Consider the following 17,158-nt stretch of genomic DNA (forward strand, 5'->3'; position numbering starts at 1 on the left):
ACCCCCGGCGTGTAGGCCATGGCCAGATCGGCGGCGCTCTCCAGGGGGCTTTTGGCCACCACTTGCAGTTTTCCCCCTCGATGCAGCTCAAAGGTGCGATCTACCACCCGCTCCACTTTCACATTGGGTAGGGCAGCCACGGCGGCGCGAATTTGCTGGGCATGCTCGCTGCTGACGGCATCCACCGCGATCTCCCGTACCGTCTCCGCAGGGGATTGGTGGATGAGGTCGATCTGGCTGAGGCTGCCTCCCACCTCGGCAATGGCTTGGGTCACACGGGCTAGGGCTCCCGGCTGGTTGAGCAGGCGAATGCGCAGGGCAATGCTATAGCTGGAGCTGGGGGTGAGTTTTGTCATAGTCCCTTATGGTAGACGAAAAATCCGATTCCGACCTGCACACCTTGGCCGATTGGCTGGAGGGCTACTACAGCAACCGCGCCCAGGCAATGGCGGAGCCGGTGTGGTTTGTGCCGGTCAGCCTTTGGTACGTGCGTCTGCCCCACCTGTTTTCCCAAGGGATCGGCTTTTTTACCGAACAATTCAACCAACACACGCCGGGCCGGTTTTATCGCAGCCGGGTGCTCCAGGTATTGGCGGATCCCTTGCGGATCGAGAACTACAAATTGCGGAACCAAGCAGCTTGGGCAGGTGCCTCTCAGAATCCGCAGCGCTTGGCACAGCTCTCCTTGGCCGACCTTGAGCATTTGCCCGGCTGTCGCATTGTGGTGGAAAAGCGCCCAGACTGCTACCACGGGGAAATGCTGCCGGCTGGAGAATGTCGTCTCAACCCCGGCGATAGCACCTACATCCACATCGAATTTGACCTCACAGCCGAGGAATTCATCACCTGGGATCGCGGCTTTGACGCCACCACCGGCCAACAAACCTGGGGATCCCGCGCCGGCCCCTACCGCTACCAAAAAGGGATCCCACCGGCTCCTCTTCAGGTCTGAACCTTCAAAACAGGAAGGGAAACAGATCTCGAAACCCTTTGCGCAGCCTGAGCAAAAAGATCAGCCGTTCCACCTCGGGGGAGACGGATCCGGTTTCGGGCCGAGCTGCCAAGGCTTCCTGGAGTTCCAGAGCCTCGGCGGCGGCGAGGGGCTGATTATCGACCGGAGAGCGAGCCCGCAAGTCGGGCTGGGCCCGCAACACCTCTTCCGGGATCTCATCGGCAGGGGGCAGTGCCCAAGCTTCCGGCCAAAGCAGCAGCAGACCCGCGCAGCAGCCCAGTCCTGCACTCCAGAGCCGTTGGCCCATCCGACCGGTTCTCCTAGCGTTGTCCACTGAACTCCACCCCTTGAAGGGATCCCTCCCAACCTTTCCCAACCCCTCGACCTGTTGCTGGGGAAAAGGGGGGGATCCCTTTAGCTGGCCATGGCTTCCGAGCGCTCCTGGATCACCCGGTCTACTATGCCGTATGCCTGAGCTTCTGTGGCCGAGAGGTAAAAGTCTCGCTCCACATCCCGCTCGATTTTCTCCAGCGGCTGGCCGGTGGTTTGCGCCAAGATCTCGTTCATGCGTCGTTTGACTCGCAGAGTTTCGCGGGCGCGAATTTCAATGTCGCTGGCTTGGCCTTGGATCGTGCCCAGCGAAGGCTGGTGCAGCATGATGCGGGAGTGGGGCAGGGCAAACCGCTTGCCCTTGGTGCCAGCAGCCAACAAAAAGGCTCCCATTGAAGCTGCTTGGCCCACGCAAACCGTAACGATATCTGGCTTGATGTGGTTCATGGTGTCGTAGATGGCCATGCCCGCCGTCACAGAGCCACCGGGAGAATTGATGTACATCACAATGTCCTTTTGCGGATCCTGCGAGTTGAGGTAAAGCATCACCCCCACGATGGTATTGGCCAAGCTATCGTCAATGGGCTCGCCGATAAACAAAATCCGCTCTTGGTACAGGCGATCGTCAAGGCTAATCCACTGGCTATAGGGCTCGCCGGGCAAACGGTAGGGAACCCGAGGCACTCCAATCGGCATAAGTTTCTCCTGGCAAAGTATGAAACACAGAACGACGCGCTTGTAAGATATCTTCCGCGCTCAAATCCAGCTGGGGCAAAACCGAGGAAACAATGCGTCCAGATCCAGTTTTGACCTCGCCTTCGTATTCTCCGCCAACCCAGCGCACCGCGGAAACGGACTGCTTGGCTGGATCCACTGGGATCCCACGGGCAGCGTAATCTTTGCGCTTGTCTTGATAATCGTGTTTTTCATTGTCTACTCCGGGGGAAACGACTTCCACCACCAACAGCGGCAGGGGCATGTGCAGGCAAGGATTCCGCAACCGTTTCCCAGCAAGCTCACATAGCGGGATGCAAAGCCATCACCTCTGGATTGCGCAACCGAGCCTTGGCTGCGGGCACTTCGACCTCAACTTGGCCCAAGCTCAGGCGTTGGATGGGCAAAAACTTGGGCAATTCCGCAACCAGAAACAGCTCAATGAGGGTGTTCATACGCTCCTCGGCTTCCCGAATGGACCCGTCTTCAGGTTCAACCCGTCCTTCATAAAGCCCGTCCGTGAGGCGTAGGTACTCCCCCACCGTCAAAGGCTGTACGGGAACTTGAACCATCGACGGATCCCTCTGCTTCAGTTTTTGGCTGTTGCCAACTTCGGCACGCCTTTGGAACTGGTCAGCACCTGATCGATGAGGCCGTAGGCTTTGGCTTCCTCTGGTGTCATGAAAAATAGCCGCTCCGTGTCCTTCTTGATGCGCTCCATAGGCTGGCCCGTGCTGCGGGACAGTTGCTCCAGCATCATGTTGCGCAAAGTCAGAATCTCGCGGGTGCGAATTTCGATGTCGCTGGCCTGTCCACGGGTGCCCCCATAGGGCTGGTGGAGCACGATCGTGGCATTGGGCAGACTGGCCCGAAATCCTTTGGCTCCTGCTGCCAATAACATGGCCGCCATCCCAATGGCATTGCCGATGCAGATAGTATGCACAGGCGGCTTGATGTAGTTCATGGTGTCCAGAATGGCAAAGGCCGCTGTGTCGTAGTTATAGGTGCCCGTCGAGTTGATGTACATCTTGATCGGCTTTTCCCGATCCTCGTACTGCAAATACAGCAGTTGCTCGATGATCAGCTTGGTGACGTTGGCATTCGACTCTTCCGCAAGGGGCAAGCCCAGGTAGACAATGCGCTCCTGCAACAGCAGCGAAGCCAAATCCGGAGGCGGGGTACGAACCGGAGCGCCGCCATAGTAGTAGTAGGTCGATTGCACCATGCCAGAGATCTCCTACGCCTGGGTCTGTTCAACTGAAAAACACCAGAAAAACAACACTTGAGGACCACAAGGGATCCGCAGCATCCCAACGGATCCCTTGCAGTCTGAGGACCTCTCAAAGCCAGCTTTACTCCGCCCCTTGAGGCAAGAGAACCCGCTCCGGCTCCGTGACCAGCACCTTGGGCTTGCGCTCCTCATCCACATCGATGAGCACCTCCGATCCCTCCCGGACATGCCCAGTCAGGATCTCTTCCGCCAGGATGTCTTCCAGCAGGCGTTGGATGGCGCGGCGCAGCGGGCGTGCCCCGTAGCTGGGGTTATACCCCTCCTCCACCACCAAGTCTTTGAAGCGGTCGCTGACCGTAAGGCGGATTTTCTTCTCCGTCATGCGGTCAAACACTTCCTTGAGCAGGATGTCGGCAATCTGCTTCACCTCATCCTTGGTCAGTTGCCGGAAGACGATGATCTCGTCCACGCGGTTGAGGAACTCCGGACGGAAGTACTGCTTCAGCTCCTCATTCACCAGGTTGCGGATGCGGTTGTAGTTGGCATCCTCGTCGTTGGTGTTGAACTCGAAGCCGAGGCTGCCGCCGCCCTTCTCGATGACCTTCGAGCCGATGTTAGAGGTCATCACGATCAGGGTGTTCTTGAAGTCCACCGTGCGGCCTTTGGCATCGGTCAGGCGGCCATCCTCCAGGATTTGCAGCAATAGGTTAAACACATCCGGGTGCGCCTTCTCGATCTCATCGAAAAGCACCACCGTGTAGGGGCGACGCCGCACCGCTTCTGTAAGCTGACCCCCCTCGTTGTAGCCCACATAGCCCGGCGGGGATCCGATCAGCTTGCTGACCGTGTGCCGCTCCATGTATTCCGACATGTCGAGGCGGATCATGGCCGACTCGGAGCCGAAGAAGTAGGCTGCCAAAGCCTTGGTCAGCTCGGTTTTGCCCACCCCTGTTGGGCCGGAGAAGATGAAGCTGGCGATGGGGCGGTTGGGATTTTTCAGCCCCACCCGAGCGCGGCGGATGGCCCGGGAGATGGCCCGCACCGCTTCGTCTTGGCCGATGATGCGCTGGTGCAGGGTTTCTTCCATGTTCAGCAACTTCACCGACTCGCTTTCCGTCAGCTTGGCCACCGGCACCCCCGTCCAGGCGCTGACCACTTGGGCCACGTCCTCTTCGGTTACCTCAGGCATTTCGCTGCGGCTGCTCTCCTCGGCTTTTTTGGCAGCGGCAATGGCGCGGATCTGCTGCTTGATCTCCATCTCCCGATCCCGCAGCTCACCAGCCTTGTCGAAGTTCTGGGCCCGCACCGCAGCGTCTTTCTCCTTGAGCACTCGCCGCAACTCTTGATCCAGCTCCCGGGCCGCCGGGGGCAGTTGAGAGTTGATCAGGCGCACCCGCGAAGCAGCCTCGTCGATCAAATCGATGGCCTTATCTGGCAAGAACCGGTCGGAGATGTACTGGTCGGCCAGCTTGGCTGCCGCATCCAAGGCGGCATCGGAGATCTTCAGCTTGTGGTGCTGCTCGTAGCGCTCCCGCAAGCCAAACAGGATCTCGATGGTCTCGGAGACCGTCGGCTCGCCCACCATAATGGGCTGGAAGCGGCGCTCCAGAGCAGCATCCCGCTCGATGTGCTTGCGGTACTCATCCAGGGTGGTGGCGCCGATGCACTGCAGCTCGCCGCGGGCCAAAGCAGGCTTGAGGATGTTGGCGGCATCAATCGCCCCTTCCGCAGCCCCGGCCCCGATCAGGGTATGCACCTCGTCGATGACCAGGATGATGTTGCCGGCATTGCGGATCTCATCCATGATTTTCTTGAGGCGCTCTTCAAACTCGCCGCGGTACTTGGTGCCGGCCACCAGCAAACCAATATCCAGGCTGATCACCCGCTTGTCGGCCAAAATATCCGGCACATCCCCCTGCACAATGCGCTGGGCCAAGCCTTCGGCAATGGCAGTTTTGCCCACCCCCGGCTCGCCAATGAGGACGGGGTTGTTCTTGGTGCGGCGGCCCAAGATCTGGATCACCCGCTCGATCTCCCGCGTCCGACCGACCACCGGATCCAGCTTGCCCTCCTGGGCCAGTTGAGTTAGGTTGGAGCCGAATTCGTCCAGGGTGGGCGTTTTGGTGCGACTGGAGGATCCCCCCCCTGCCGTCACTTCGGCAGTCTCGCCCAACATGCGGATCACCTGGGTGCGCACCTTGGACAGATCCACCCCCAGGTTTTCCAAGACGCGGGCCGCTACTCCCTCCCCTTCTCGGATCAGGCCCAGGAGCAGGTGCTCAGTGCCAATGTAGTTGTGGCCGAGCTGGCGGGCCTCTTCTAGGGAGAGTTCCAGCACTCGCTTGGCGCGGGGAGTGAAAGGGATCTCGACGGCCACAAAACCGGATCCCCGACCGATAATTTTCTCGACTTCAATGCGGGCGTCCTTCAAGTTCACTCCCATGGACTTGAGAACTTTGGCGGCGACCCCAGTGCCCTCGCCGATTAACCCCAACAAAATTTGCTCGGTGCCAACGAAATTGTGACCTAACCGTCTGGCTTCTTCTTGGGCCAGCATGATCACCTTGATGGCTTTTTCTGTAAAGCGTTCAAACATGATCCTCGGGCTCCCTACGCCTGCATCAAGGCGGACTTGATAGGGGTAATCCTAGCACAAGTTCTGGCGAAACCAAGGGACGGTAAATACCCCAGACGGAAGCTGTCTGGGGCCAAAACGCGCCTGGAGAGATTTGAACTCCCGACACCGTGGTCCGTAGCCACGTGCTCTAGTCCACTGAGCTACAGGCGCAAAAGGGGCGGGCCAACCACGGTTGACTGTCTGTCCATACTATCTGTCCATAGTTACTCAGATACTATCCAGTACTATCCAGAGACAGAGATGGACATCTATCAATGTGGCTTAGGCATTCTAGCACAAGAGCGTTTTTTGGAAAGTCCAACGGGGGTGTAGATATCCGCCAGCGTTAACATTGCCCTTGCCAAGGTTGCCGGACTTCTCCCCCCACTTCCAGGCCGGCTTGGGGGCTGGTGGCCTTGATCACCGGCGTCCAGACTTGGCCGTTGCGCTGCCAAAGCTGCAGGTGCAGATGTCCTGCCAGGGTATCCCGACAGTTGCGCTGCATCCCTTCTGGGCCAGGAGTGAATACAGTTTGGCCAGGCCGTCCCGTGTGCCCTTCCAGCCGAATACACCAGAGGGCGCTCTCTCCCCGGATTCGCCAAGATCCCCAGGGATCCACTTGCCAGGTCAGCCGAGCGGATCCGGGTCGCCATTCCAAAAAGGGCTGGGATCCCCATCCATGCAGGCTGATCAGGGCCACTTCTTCGGGGCGGGTGAGCACCTGCCGCTCAGCTCCGGCACAGGTGAGGCTAAGGCCGGGATGCTGGGGAAAGGCGTTGCACTGGATCCAAAACCAGCGGCGAGGAAAGCTTTGGCCCCAATTTTTTTCGGCGTAGGCGGGAGCCTGCTGAAATGCATAGCGCCTGCCTCTCCACTCCACCCAGCCGGTGGCCAAGCCATGGCTCATGAGGATCTGCCAGCCCGGCTCAAAGATGGGCAGATAAGACCAGGCTCCCATGGTGGCTCGGGGTGGGATCCCATAGGCAAAACGAGGTTGAATGCGGTAGAGCCAGCGAATAGGCTCAGAGCCCAAGGGATCCGGCAAAATCCCCTGATTGAGGTGGGCGGTGTATTGGTAGCCACTGGCGGTGCGCTGGAAGAAGGTGAAGGGATCCTGAAGGCCGCGACAGCCGGGGCCTGGGATCCCTGAGTGCCCCAAGGCCAGATGGGTTGAGCTGGCCCAAAAGCGGCGGGGATTGGGGAAGGTGCGCCAATGCAACTCCTCCTCCGGCCCCAACACCTGAGCCATGCCCCCACGCTTGGGATTGATGGCGTACATGAAGGCAAAGCTAATGGGCGGATCCCCGGGCAACGTTACCCGGCTATACCAACCCTCAAAAAACCGCTCTGTGCAGCCATCCCAGTGGTAGCCGGCATGGGGCAGGGATCCCCAATCTGTTGAGTTGTTTTGCCCAGAGCAAGCCGCCGTTGGAGGAAACGCCATTGAGACCTAAGCCATCGCAACAATGATAAACGGAAGTCTATGCTTACCAAAATAATAATTGTATTGTTTCTATATTTATTTGCCCTTAGGATATCAACCAAGCTGAGATTTAAGGATTTCTTGAGATTTCACGAAGGAAATCCATGGGTCAGGCGACTTGAACTGGAAAGCTTCCATCTTGCCTTCACATATCCTTTCGATGAGGTGAGCATGACGTCACGTCGTAACTTTTTGCTGTCTGCGGGTGCGGCCACCGTGGGTGGACTCGTGAGTGGCAGCTTAGCACGGGCCAGCACAGGCTACTGGGTTGCCCAGGCCAGCGGCCCAGAAACCCCCAATCTCAGGTTAGGCTTTATACCGATTGTGGAGTCTGCCCCCCTGATCATCGCCAAGGAAAAGGGCTTTTTCGACAAGCATGGCATGACCGGTGTAGAGGTGTTGAAGCAGGCCAGTTGGCCGGCAGCCCGTGACAATGTGGTCATCGGCTCAGCGGGTGGGGGAATCGACGGTGGCCAGTGGCAGATGCCGATGCCTCACATGATCCACATTGGCGCCATCACCAACAATCAGCCGGTGCGCATGGCAGTTCTGTGTCAGTTGATCACCCAAGGCAACGGGATTGCCATTGCCGGAATGCATGCTGGCAAGGGTTTGGGGCTGGATATCTCGGGAGCCGCGGATTACATCAAAAATTTCAGCGCCAGCAACGGACGCAAATTCAAGGCCGCTCATACCTTCCCCAACGTCAATCAAGATTTTTGGATCCGTTACTGGTTTGCTGCTGGGGGGGTAGATCCGGATCAAGACATCGACCTGTTGGCGGTTCCCTCTGCCGAAACGGTGCAGGGAATGCGCAATGGCACCATGGATGCTTTTAGCACCGGGGATCCCTGGCCCTACCGAATTGTGGCAGATGGGATCGGGTTTATGGCGGCCCTTACCCAACAGATTTGGCCCTTTCACCCCGAAGAATACTTGGCCATTCGCGCCGATTGGGTAGAGCAAAACCCCAGGGCCACACAAGCCACTTTGATGGCGGTGATGGAAGCGCAGCAATGGTGCGACGATCCGGCCAACCGAGAAGAACTGACACGTATTCTCTCAGGGCGTGCCTACCTGAATGTGCCGGTTGAAGTTCTCACCCCTCCCTTTCAAGGCAACTACGAATTGGGAGACGGCAAGCCAGCTGTTCAAGATTTCAATGCCGGGCCCTTGTACTGGGAAGATGGCCGGGGCAGCGTCTCTTACCCCTATAAGAGCCATGACCTTTGGTTCCTGACGGAATCCTTGCGTTGGGGCTTCCACGCTCGCTTCCTTCCCGATCTGGATACTGCCCGTCGTCTGGTGGATGAAGTGAACCGTGAAGATCTCTGGCGTGAGGCCGCCCAGGCACTGGGGGTGAAGAACATCCCCAACAACACCTCGCGGGGAACAGAGCGTTTCTTTGACGGTGTGGTGTTTGACCCACAGGATCCGCAGGCTTACCTGAACAGCCTGAAAATCAAAAGGGTCTAGCTGAATAGCTTGATTGGGCCAAGTTCCTCACCTTCTTTCGCAGGAAGTCCATGGCTTACCGTTTCCTTGTTCGAATCTCTCGCGCGACAGGGATCCTGCCTACCTGTGGGATCCCACGAGGTCGAAAAAAGCGGTGCCGAGCTTTCTGCCCAAACGATGGAAAGTTGATGGATGCTATGAGCCTCGCACTTTTTGAATAACTTTAAATGCCATGTTGAGGATCGGCTATGTTGGCTCTACTTCACGTTCCGCGCGAACTCTTCAGGGATCCTCCTTTTGAGAGGCCGGCCCGGCCTCGCTGGGACAAGCTCATCCTTTCAATAGCCGTAGGAATCCTGAGTTTTCTGATTGTCGTGAGAGTTTTGTTGAGTTTGCAATCCCTGTGTTTGCCCATCCAAAGAAAAGGCAAGGCCAATCCCAGTTCATGCTCTGTTTCCAACACGTTGTAGAACCCTGCGGCTGGAATGTTCTGAGAGCGCGACAACAGAGAACCTTGTAAAACCCTATCCTCTCCAGGAGCTATGACGACAACACTTTCTTCTCCGGCAAAATCTGCAACGGCGAAGTTCGATTTGGCGAAGTACCGAGATCAGATTCTCCCCCCTGTGGTGGGTATTGTTGGATTCCTGCTCATCTGGCAGCTCTTGGCCAGTGCCAACCTTATTCGGCTGCCGGGGCCTTGGGATGTGTGGATGGACGAGCGCAGCCGATATCTGATCCTGCATCCTTTGTATCGCAACAGCGACCTCGACCAAGGGCTGCTGCGCCAAACCTTGGCCAGCCTACAAAGGGTGGCCATCGGCTATTGCAGTGCCGCTTTGGTGGGCATCACGTTGGGCATTTTGGTGGGAAGCAGTGTGTGGATCAACCGAGCTTTGGATCCCATTTTCCAATTTTTGCGCATGGTAGCTCCCTTGGCTTGGGTGCCCATATCTTTGGCTGCTTTGCAACGCAATGAGCCGGCTGCCCTGTTCGTTATTTTTATTACCTCAATTTGGCCCATTCTCATCAACACGGCTGTGGGGGTGAGACAGATCCCGGAAGACTACATCAACGTCTCCAAAGTGCTCAAGCTCTCCAAAGTGGACTTCTTTTTTAAGGTGTTGCTGCCCTCAGCCCTGCCCTACATGTTCACAGGTCTGCGCATCGGCATCGGCCTGTCTTGGCTGGCCATTATTGCCGCAGAGATTGTGATGTCGGGTGTGCCGGGGATCGGCTTTTTCATCTGGGATGCCTACCAGCAGAACTACGTTACGGAGATCATCGTTGCCGTCATCTACATCGGAGCGGTGGGATTGCTTTTGGATCGCCTGATGTCTGTTTTGCAAAACAAGATAGCCAACCAATGATGTGTTGGATGTGTTGTCAGTATGTGGTTGGTTTGAGGCTAGACGGGTGATAGGTTGGGAGGTTTTCTGTGTCTGTATTGGTCAGTGTGGAGCAGGTGGAAAAATCTTTTGCTCTGCCCGGAGGGCAGGAATACCTTGCTCTGAAAGGGATCGATCTGCAAATCCATCGAGGGGAGTTTGTCTCCTTAATCGGCCACTCCGGCTGTGGCAAATCCACCCTGTTAAACATGGTGGCGGGTCTGTCTTTGCCGACAGGGGGGATCGTAGCTTTGGATGGACATACCATTACGGCTCCCGGCCCCGATCGCATGGTGGTGTTTCAGCATTACTCGCTTTTGCCTTGGCTAACGGTTCGGCAAAACATTGCGCTGGCGGTGAATGCCGTTCTTAAAAACCATTCTCCGGCGGAGCGTCAGCAGATTGTGGAAGAGCACATCGATCTGGTGGGTTTGCGCCATGCCGCAGATAAGCCCCCAGCCCAATTGTCCGGGGGTATGAAGCAGCGGGTGGCCATTGCCCGTGCCCTGGCTTTGCGGCCCAAAGTGTTGTTGTTGGATGAGCCATTTGGCGCTTTGGATGCGCTCACGCGCGGGAACTTACAAGAGCAGTTGATGCGCATCTGCGAAGAACATCAGATGACCACCCTCATGGTCACCCACGATGTGGACGAAGCGGTTCTTCTGTCAGATCGTGTGGTTATGCTCACCAACGGGCCGGGATCCCGAATTGGGAACATTTTAACCATTGACATTCCTCGGCCCCGCCGTCGGCTGGAGGTGGTCAACCATCCCAGCTACTACAGCTACCGCAGCGAGATCATCTACTTTTTGAACCAACAAAAACGCATCAAGCAATGGCGTGCTCGCCGCAGCACTGTGGTGGCCAGGCATGGCTTGGAAAAGATCAACTTGGAGATCGGCTTTGTGCCCCTCACTGCCTGCGCTCCGTTGGCTGTAGCTAAAGAAAAAGGGTTCTTTGCCAAACACGGCTTGGAAGAAGTGAATTTGGTGCGGGAAACCAGTTGGCGAGGGATCCAAGACGGCATTCAGGGAGGTTATCTGGATGCGGCCCAAATGCCCGCCGGTATGCCGGTGTGGATGTCTTTGGGCGGAGGGGATAACCCGCCTCAGCCGGTGGTTACGGCCCTCACCTTGACCCGCAACGGCAATGCCATCACCTTGCATAAGCGGTTCTATGAGCAAGGGATCCACACCCTCAGCCAGTTGAAGGCTTACATTCTGGATAGTCCCAGCCGTCGGCTTACCTTTGGGGTGGTGCATCCCAGCTCTATGCACAATTTGCTGTTGCGCTACTGGCTGGCAGCCGGTGGGATCCACCCGGATCATGACGTGGTGCTGAAAACGCTGCCCCCGGCTCAGATGGTGGCCAACCTAACAGCCGGCAACATCGATGGGTACTGTGTGGGAGAGCCCTGGAATTTGCGGGCAGCCTTAGAGGGCAGTGGCTTTACGGTGGCTACAGATCTGGAGATTTGGCTGGGCCATCCCGGCAAAGTGTTGGGGGTGCGAGAAGATTGGGCCAGAGCCTACCCCAACACCCACATTGCCTTGGTCAAAGCGCTGTTGGAAGCCTGCCGCTACTGTGAAGACCCGGCCCATCACGACGAGATTCGCGAGCTGCTCAGCCGCCGCGCCTACCTGAGCACCGACCCATCCTACATTCATCTGGGGGATCCCCAGCGTCTGATCTGTGACTTGGACAGGCCGATGCGGGAATATGCCCACCACCGCTTCTTTCTGGGAGCCGGCAACCGTCCCAGCCGCACCGAGCATCTGTGGATGATGACCCAAATGGCCCGCTGGGGGGATCTGCCCTTCCCTCGCAACTGGGTGGAGATTGTAGAGCGGGTGTGTCAGGTGGGGGTATTCAGTACGGCAGCCCGCGAGCTGGGGCTGGATGTGTCTTACCAGCGGCAGCCCATTCAGTTGTTCGATGGGATCCCCTTTAATGGTGAGGATCCCCTGGCCTACCTCAACAGTTTGGCGATTAAGCACGATATTTATGTAGCCGAGGTTGCTTTGGATCGTCGTCCTGTGTTGCTCTAGATACCCACTTGGGCACCCTTGCAAAAGCACATTCCCCGTTGTGAGAAAATCATGAGTTGGAGCACCCTACGATGACTGCCCTCTTGACAACCTCTACCCCAGCGAACGTAGCCGCAGAACCCTACCTAAGCCTTGAGAATGTCAGCAAGACCTACTCAACTCCCAAGGGGGATTATCCCGTCTTGCGAGATATCAACCTCAGTGTGAACGAGGGAGAGTTTGTCTGCTTGGTTGGGCATTCCGGCTGTGGCAAAACCACCCTGCTGAATATGGTTTCCGGATTTGCCCAGCCCACCAGTGGCTCGGTGAAGCTGAAAGGGCAGCCGATTACAGCTCCTGGCCCGGAGCGCATGGTAGTGTTTCAAGGGTATGCCCTGTTGCCTTGGCTCACGGTTTATGAAAATGTTTATTTGGCCGTTCGGTCGGTATTTCCCCAAAAGAGCCAGTCGGAAAAGCATCGAATTGTGGAAGAACATTTGGATTTGGTGGGGCTGGGGGAAGCCGCTCAGAAATATCCCTCGCAAATTTCGGGAGGGATGAAACAGCGGGTAGCCATTGCTCGTGCGTTGGCCATCCGTCCAGAAGTGCTGATTTTGGATGAACCCTTCGGGGCCTTGGATGCCATTACCAAAGAGGAGCTTCAAGAGGAGCTGTTGCGCATTTGGGATGAACATCGCTGCACGGTTTTGATGATTACCCACGACATTGATGAGGCGCTGTTTTTGGCCGACCGCCTGGTGCTGATGACCAATGGCCCTGCAGCCACCATCGGGCAGATCGTGACCATCCCCTTCCCGCGCCCCCGGGATCGCGAGCGGATTCTTGAAGATCCGCAGTACTACCGCCTGCGCAACTCGGTTCTCAGCTATCTCTACGGCCATGAAGCCAACCCAGAGGCGGCTTACCGGTAAATCCAACCTGGAGCAGTTGACGGAGCGAGAGGGCGACAAGGCAACCCAAAACCCAAAAACCACACACCTTGGCCATCAGGTGCAGCCCCTGGTCAGGCGATCCGCAAACCTCTCTTGGAACTCGCACACAACGCCGTGCAACCGCTCGTCCAAAACGGCCAGCGTCTGGGATGCGATCTCGTCCGGCACGCCGCCGAAAAACGCCTCCGCAATGCCCCCGGCAATGCAGGCCATGGTGTCTGCGTCTCCACCAAGGGAGATGGCGTTGCGCACCGCGTCTTCAAAACCGTCTGCCTCTAGGAACGCGATGATCGACTGGGGCACCGAGCCCTGACAGGAGACATCGAAGCAGTAGTGCTCCCGGATATCGTCCAGCCGCTCGGATAGGCAGTATCCGAACTCTTGCTCGATGTACGTCTTGATGTCGGCCTTGGTGTACCCTGACCGGGCGAGAAACACGGCGGCTGCCGTAGCCTGAGCGCCGCGGATGCCCTCCGGGTGGTTGTGGGTTACCTCGGCACTGGCCCGCGCCTGGGCCAGCACTTCTTCCAGCGTGTTGCAGGCGATGCCAATGGGGCTAACCCGCATGGCGGCTCCGTTGCCCCAACTGTAGTACGGCTCACGGCAGCGATGCTCGGCCCAGTGGATGAAGCTGCTCCCGTACCCAGCCTCTGGGTAGGCGTGGAAGTACTCATGGTACCAATCGACGTAGCTACCGCCCCGCAGCAGCCGCTCGGCCACAGCGACCGTCAGAACCGTGTCATCGGTAAATTGGCTGGCCTCGACGAACAGCGGAAAGTTCTTCGTTTTGGTGCCCGAGTGCTCATGGACAGAGCCGATAACATCCCCGGCAATGGCTCCCAGCATCAGTACCCTCTCCTTTTTCTTTTCCCAGTTCTCAATCTCCCGGTTCTCAATCTCGCCGTTTCCGAAAAGGCTCGCCCGTCCATCCAATTCTGAATCCGCACCCCTAGGCAATCAAGCGGCGCACCGCCCGAAGCAGCTCCGCGGGGGGAGGAGAGTTGGGATCCCAGCGAATTTCCAACTCAGGTGAGTCTTTGAGCACTTGAGGAGGGCCGGACGAGGTGTGCAGGATGGCCACACAGCGCAAATTGCCCCGGTCTCGACAAAACTCGTGCCAGAGAGGGATAGCCTCGGGATCCCGGCTGACCACCAGGTAGTGGGAGCAGGCTTCCAGGATCGGCTGCTTTTGCGGATCCACCTTGCCGCCCACATCCACAATCACCAAACTCTTTTGCCGGCGCAAAGCCAGAATGGCCTGGGCATGGAAGCTGAAAAATTCGGGGGTAAAAGAGCCCCGGTACTGGTGCTTGAGGATCTTCGCCTCTTCTGGTGGCAAGTCTAAAGTCCAATTGCCTTCCCCATCCCAATGGGCCCGTTGCAGATAAATATCGGGATGCTCCGGCAGCAGAGCTTCGAAGAGGGCGCGGGCAAGACGGCTTTTGCCACTGTCGGGGGGGCCCACCACCATCACCGCCGCTGCCAATTCTGAACCCGGCCTTCCCTGCACCCAGGGGATGACCTGGCCCACCCGCACTTCGGGGGTATGGCTGGAGACCACCACCGCGCCCAAGCGTGGGTCATAACAGGCCACCCAACGGGTGAAGTGGCACTCATGCACCAGCCAGCCATACAGCCAAATGGGGGCCCGCCCCGTCAGAACCACCCCCAGCTGGGCATTGATCCCGGCAGGCAGCTGAAGCTGAGCCAAATCCTCTGGAAAAACCAGGCGATCCGGTCGGGTCAGCTCAATTTCGATGACCTGAAAAGACAGTTCCGAAGAATGGGATCTTCGAGGGTCCAAGGACTCCGTCCCGCTGGCGCGAAAGGACTCCGTCCCGCTGGCGCGAGCGGCCAGACAGCCGGAAAGCAAATGCAGTGCCACAGCAGCCATGGGCAGATTTGACGAGACAGGTTGACTTCAGTATGGAAGAGATTGGAAGTGGAAGGTTCCAACTCATGTCAGAGTGGTCAGGCTCTCACTTGCGCCTTGCTCCAAGAAAACCCCTGGCCTGGAGTGCCATCAACTGGTTGACCTAAGAACCGAGGGAACTGTCGGATGAGCGGATTTGAGCTGCCTTTGACGGTGGAAGTGTTGCGTTGGTTAGCGGGCGGTCAGTTGGCCGAGCGCCTGGAGCGGGCCGTGCGCCTGTGGCTACTGCTCCACTGCCTCTATGGCGAAAACCGCTGGCCAGACCTGCCGGAAACCTTTGGCTACACCCACATCCGGGATCGCTTGCTCTCACCACGGCACCCCAAGCAGGATCTGGCACAAGGGATCCCTTCACCCTGTCCTGATGTTGACTGCATTTGCTGGAAACCCTTGAGGTTTTGGCTGAAGGATCCCAACCTATTGGCCGCCTTAAAAGCAGAAGTTCCGGATCTGGAAGCGCTGCTATCTGCTCAACCCTTTCACAAGACCCATCGCACACTGCGCAAAGAGCTGGATTACCTGGCTGCCCGGGGTTGGCTGCAACAAATTCAGGCCAACTCTAGGCGGAGAGACAATTTTCGCTGCCGTGCGCCGGGGGATCGTCCCCAACTGCCCGTATCTTCATCGGCTTTGACCTTATCGGGCCATCAACTGGAACAGATCTATCACATCCTCAGCGATGTGGCCTTTGTACATCCAGATGTCCAGGTTTTGCTGGATGAAATCTGGGAAAATCAAAGGACTCCGTCCCGCTGGCGCGATCAGCACTCGCAGCGGCGGCTTTTTGTCTGGTTTGAGTACATCCTCTCGGACGAACAGCAAGAACGGGTGGATGAATATCAAAGCCAGCTAGAAGCCCTTTGGGCCAACCCAGAAGCAGGGGTGATCGGTTTTGACTACGCCACCCGCCAACATGGGATCCGACACGTTCTCACTTACCCAGTCTGTTTGTTCTATGCTCGCCGCGCCAAGTATTTGGCAGCCTTTGGCCAGCTTCCCACCCCCGAAGGATCCCTGGGCTGGCACAATTTTCGGCTGGATCGGATCCAGTCTGAGCGCTTGGCGGTGATCCCCTGGGGCGATCCTTCTATCCCGGCAGAGCTGGCAATCCGCAAACGGCAAAAGAAGCTGCCCAGCCCGGAAGAAGTCCAAGCAGCATGGGAAGAAGCCTGGGGATCCGATTTTTACCTGCCCAAGGCATTGTTGATCCTTCGATTTTCCCCGGAGTTTGCCCGTCGCTATGTGGAAAGCACAGTGCGACATCCCACCTTCCAGCCCATTGCCTACGAGCGGATCCCGGCTTTGGTGCAGCAGGCAGTGGCGGATGTGCGGGAACGCCAACAGATTTTGAACATTCTCCGGCAAAGGCCGGCCAGCGACCGCTATTTTCGGGCCTGGGTACGGGTGGGAGATACCAATTTCACCATGCGCCTGCGGGATTGGCGGCCCAACGGCGAGGTGATCGCTCCCCCGGCCTACCGGGAACAGATGGCTCGGGAAGCCCAGGCAGAGCTGCAGTTTTATCGCCCCGACCTGAAGCTTTCTTGACCTTCCTGCCCATGACCACCCTCTACCTAACCGAGCCGGGGACTGTGGTTCACTGCCAAAACCAAGCCCTGCTCATTCGACAGCGTGGCCAAGAGCAGCTTTGCCGCCTTGCGGAGGTGGAGCTGGTGGTGGTGTTGCCCGGGATCCAATTGACCAGCGCAGCTTTGGCCCAACTGCTGGATCGAGGCATCGAAACCATTTTTTTGCGTGCGGATGGCGGTTTTCGCGGTCGCCTGCAGGGATCCTTCTCCACCAACTCTGAGATCCGTCTGGCCCAGTATCAGCGGGCCTACTCCCCCTGGGGGCTGAGGTGGGCCAAGGTGATTGTGCGCGGCAAGATTCGCAACCAACGGGCAATTCTACAACTGCACAACCGGGCTACCCGCGGCCAAATTGCCCCCTTACAGGAGGGTATTGATGTTATCGCCGCCTACCTGCAACAGTTGGATCGCTGATACATTTACGCTGAACACTGCTGAACATCACTGTTCAACTATGCAGCGATAGCATTCTGTTTGTTTCCAAAC

The 17,158-nt window shown here is 57.6% G+C and carries 17 protein-coding genes and 1 tRNA gene; 7 read left to right on the top strand and 11 right to left on the bottom strand.

Features of this window, described 5'->3' with window-relative positions:
* The coding region (locus NW849_RS10745; RefSeq protein WP_414357638.1) for an ACT domain-containing protein at positions 1-356 on the bottom strand (356 nt) is incomplete at its 3' end.
* Between the two features lie 8 nt (positions 357-364).
* Between NW849_RS10745 and NW849_RS10750 the strand changes: the two genes are divergently transcribed.
* On the top strand, positions 365-952 hold the full coding sequence (locus tag NW849_RS10750; RefSeq protein WP_414357639.1) for a chromophore lyase CpcT/CpeT: 588 nt from the start codon (positions 365-367) through the stop codon (positions 950-952).
* Between the two features lie 4 nt (positions 953-956).
* Here NW849_RS10750 and NW849_RS10755 read toward each other — a convergent pair whose 3' ends face one another.
* From NW849_RS10755 to NW849_RS10790, 8 genes are all read right to left on the bottom strand, one after another.
* Positions 957-1,259: a hypothetical protein gene (locus NW849_RS10755; RefSeq protein ID WP_414357640.1), complete on the bottom strand. Its 303-nt coding sequence runs from the start codon at positions 1,257-1,259 to the stop codon at positions 957-959.
* 107 nt (positions 1,260-1,366) lie between these two features.
* Complete coding sequence (locus tag NW849_RS10760) at positions 1,367-1,978, bottom strand: ATP-dependent Clp protease proteolytic subunit (RefSeq protein WP_011432257.1); 612 nt, start codon at positions 1,976-1,978, stop codon at positions 1,367-1,369.
* Positions 1,926-2,261, bottom strand: coding sequence for a Uma2 family endonuclease (locus NW849_RS10765; protein WP_049749557.1), 336 nt, complete (start codon positions 2,259-2,261; stop codon positions 1,926-1,928). Before NW849_RS10765 ends, NW849_RS10760 begins: the two co-directional genes overlap by 53 nt.
* 37 nt (positions 2,262-2,298) lie before the next feature.
* A complete protein-coding gene (locus NW849_RS10770) occupies positions 2,299-2,568 on the bottom strand; it encodes a hypothetical protein (protein ID WP_414349572.1) in 270 nt (89 codons plus the stop codon).
* 17 nt (positions 2,569-2,585) lie between these two features.
* Entirely contained in the window at positions 2,586-3,221 is a 636-nt protein-coding gene (locus tag NW849_RS10775; RefSeq protein WP_414349574.1) for an ATP-dependent Clp protease proteolytic subunit, read from the bottom strand.
* Between the two features lie 127 nt (positions 3,222-3,348).
* The gene (locus tag NW849_RS10780; protein WP_011432255.1) at positions 3,349-5,823 is read right to left on the bottom strand and encodes an ATP-dependent Clp protease ATP-binding subunit; all 2,475 of its coding nucleotides are present in this window, start codon (positions 5,821-5,823) and stop codon (positions 3,349-3,351) included.
* 118 nt (positions 5,824-5,941) lie between these two features.
* Positions 5,942-6,015 (bottom strand) — tRNA-Arg (locus NW849_RS10785).
* A 175-nt stretch (positions 6,016-6,190) separates the two neighbouring features.
* Positions 6,191-7,288: a tocopherol cyclase family protein gene (locus NW849_RS10790; protein WP_414357641.1), complete on the bottom strand. Its 1,098-nt coding sequence runs from the start codon at positions 7,286-7,288 to the stop codon at positions 6,191-6,193.
* A 204-nt stretch (positions 7,289-7,492) separates the two neighbouring features.
* On the opposite strand from NW849_RS10790, the gene NW849_RS10795 reads away from it, so the two are divergent.
* The 4 genes from NW849_RS10795 to NW849_RS10810 all read left to right on the top strand — a co-directional run bounded on the left by NW849_RS10795 (position 7,493) and on the right by NW849_RS10810 (position 13,129).
* Positions 7,493-8,803 (top strand): CmpA/NrtA family ABC transporter substrate-binding protein, encoded by a 1,311-nt coding sequence (locus NW849_RS10795; RefSeq protein WP_414357642.1) that lies wholly within the window; start codon positions 7,493-7,495, stop codon positions 8,801-8,803.
* A 521-nt stretch (positions 8,804-9,324) separates the two neighbouring features.
* Positions 9,325-10,152 carry a nitrate ABC transporter permease gene (ntrB, locus tag NW849_RS10800; protein WP_414357643.1) on the top strand — a complete coding sequence of 276 codons (828 nt, stop codon included), beginning with the start codon at positions 9,325-9,327 and terminating at the stop codon, positions 10,150-10,152.
* A gap of 68 nt (positions 10,153-10,220) precedes the next feature.
* Positions 10,221-12,218, top strand: coding sequence for a nitrate ABC transporter ATP-binding protein (locus NW849_RS10805; RefSeq protein WP_414357644.1), 1,998 nt, complete (start codon positions 10,221-10,223; stop codon positions 12,216-12,218).
* 71 nt (positions 12,219-12,289) lie between these two features.
* On the top strand, positions 12,290-13,129 hold the full coding sequence (locus NW849_RS10810) for a nitrate ABC transporter ATP-binding protein (protein WP_414344143.1): 840 nt from the start codon (positions 12,290-12,292) through the stop codon (positions 13,127-13,129).
* Between the two features lie 75 nt (positions 13,130-13,204).
* On the opposite strand, the gene NW849_RS10815 is transcribed toward NW849_RS10810, so the two are convergent.
* Both NW849_RS10815 and crn3 read right to left on the bottom strand, forming a co-directional pair.
* Entirely contained in the window at positions 13,205-13,996 is a 792-nt protein-coding gene (locus NW849_RS10815; RefSeq protein WP_414357645.1) for an ADP-ribosylglycohydrolase family protein, read from the bottom strand.
* 103 nt (positions 13,997-14,099) lie between these two features.
* Entirely contained in the window at positions 14,100-15,044 is a 945-nt protein-coding gene (gene crn3, locus NW849_RS10820) for a CRISPR-associated ring nuclease Crn3/Csx3 (protein ID WP_414357646.1), read from the bottom strand.
* Between the two features lie 165 nt (positions 15,045-15,209).
* Between crn3 and NW849_RS10825 the strand changes: the two genes are divergently transcribed.
* Both NW849_RS10825 and cas1 read left to right on the top strand, forming a co-directional pair.
* Complete coding sequence (locus NW849_RS10825) at positions 15,210-16,631, top strand: TIGR03985 family CRISPR-associated protein (RefSeq protein ID WP_414357647.1); 1,422 nt, start codon at positions 15,210-15,212, stop codon at positions 16,629-16,631.
* On the top strand, positions 16,628-17,086 hold the full coding sequence (cas1, locus tag NW849_RS10830; protein ID WP_414357648.1) for a CRISPR-associated endonuclease Cas1: 459 nt from the start codon (positions 16,628-16,630) through the stop codon (positions 17,084-17,086). Before NW849_RS10825 ends, cas1 begins: the two co-directional genes overlap by 4 nt.
* Positions 17,087-17,158: the final 72 nt, after the last annotated feature.

The organism is Synechococcus sp. R55.3 (assembly GCF_047461975.1).
Lineage (GTDB): Bacteria > Cyanobacteriota > Cyanobacteriia > Thermostichales > Thermostichaceae > Thermostichus.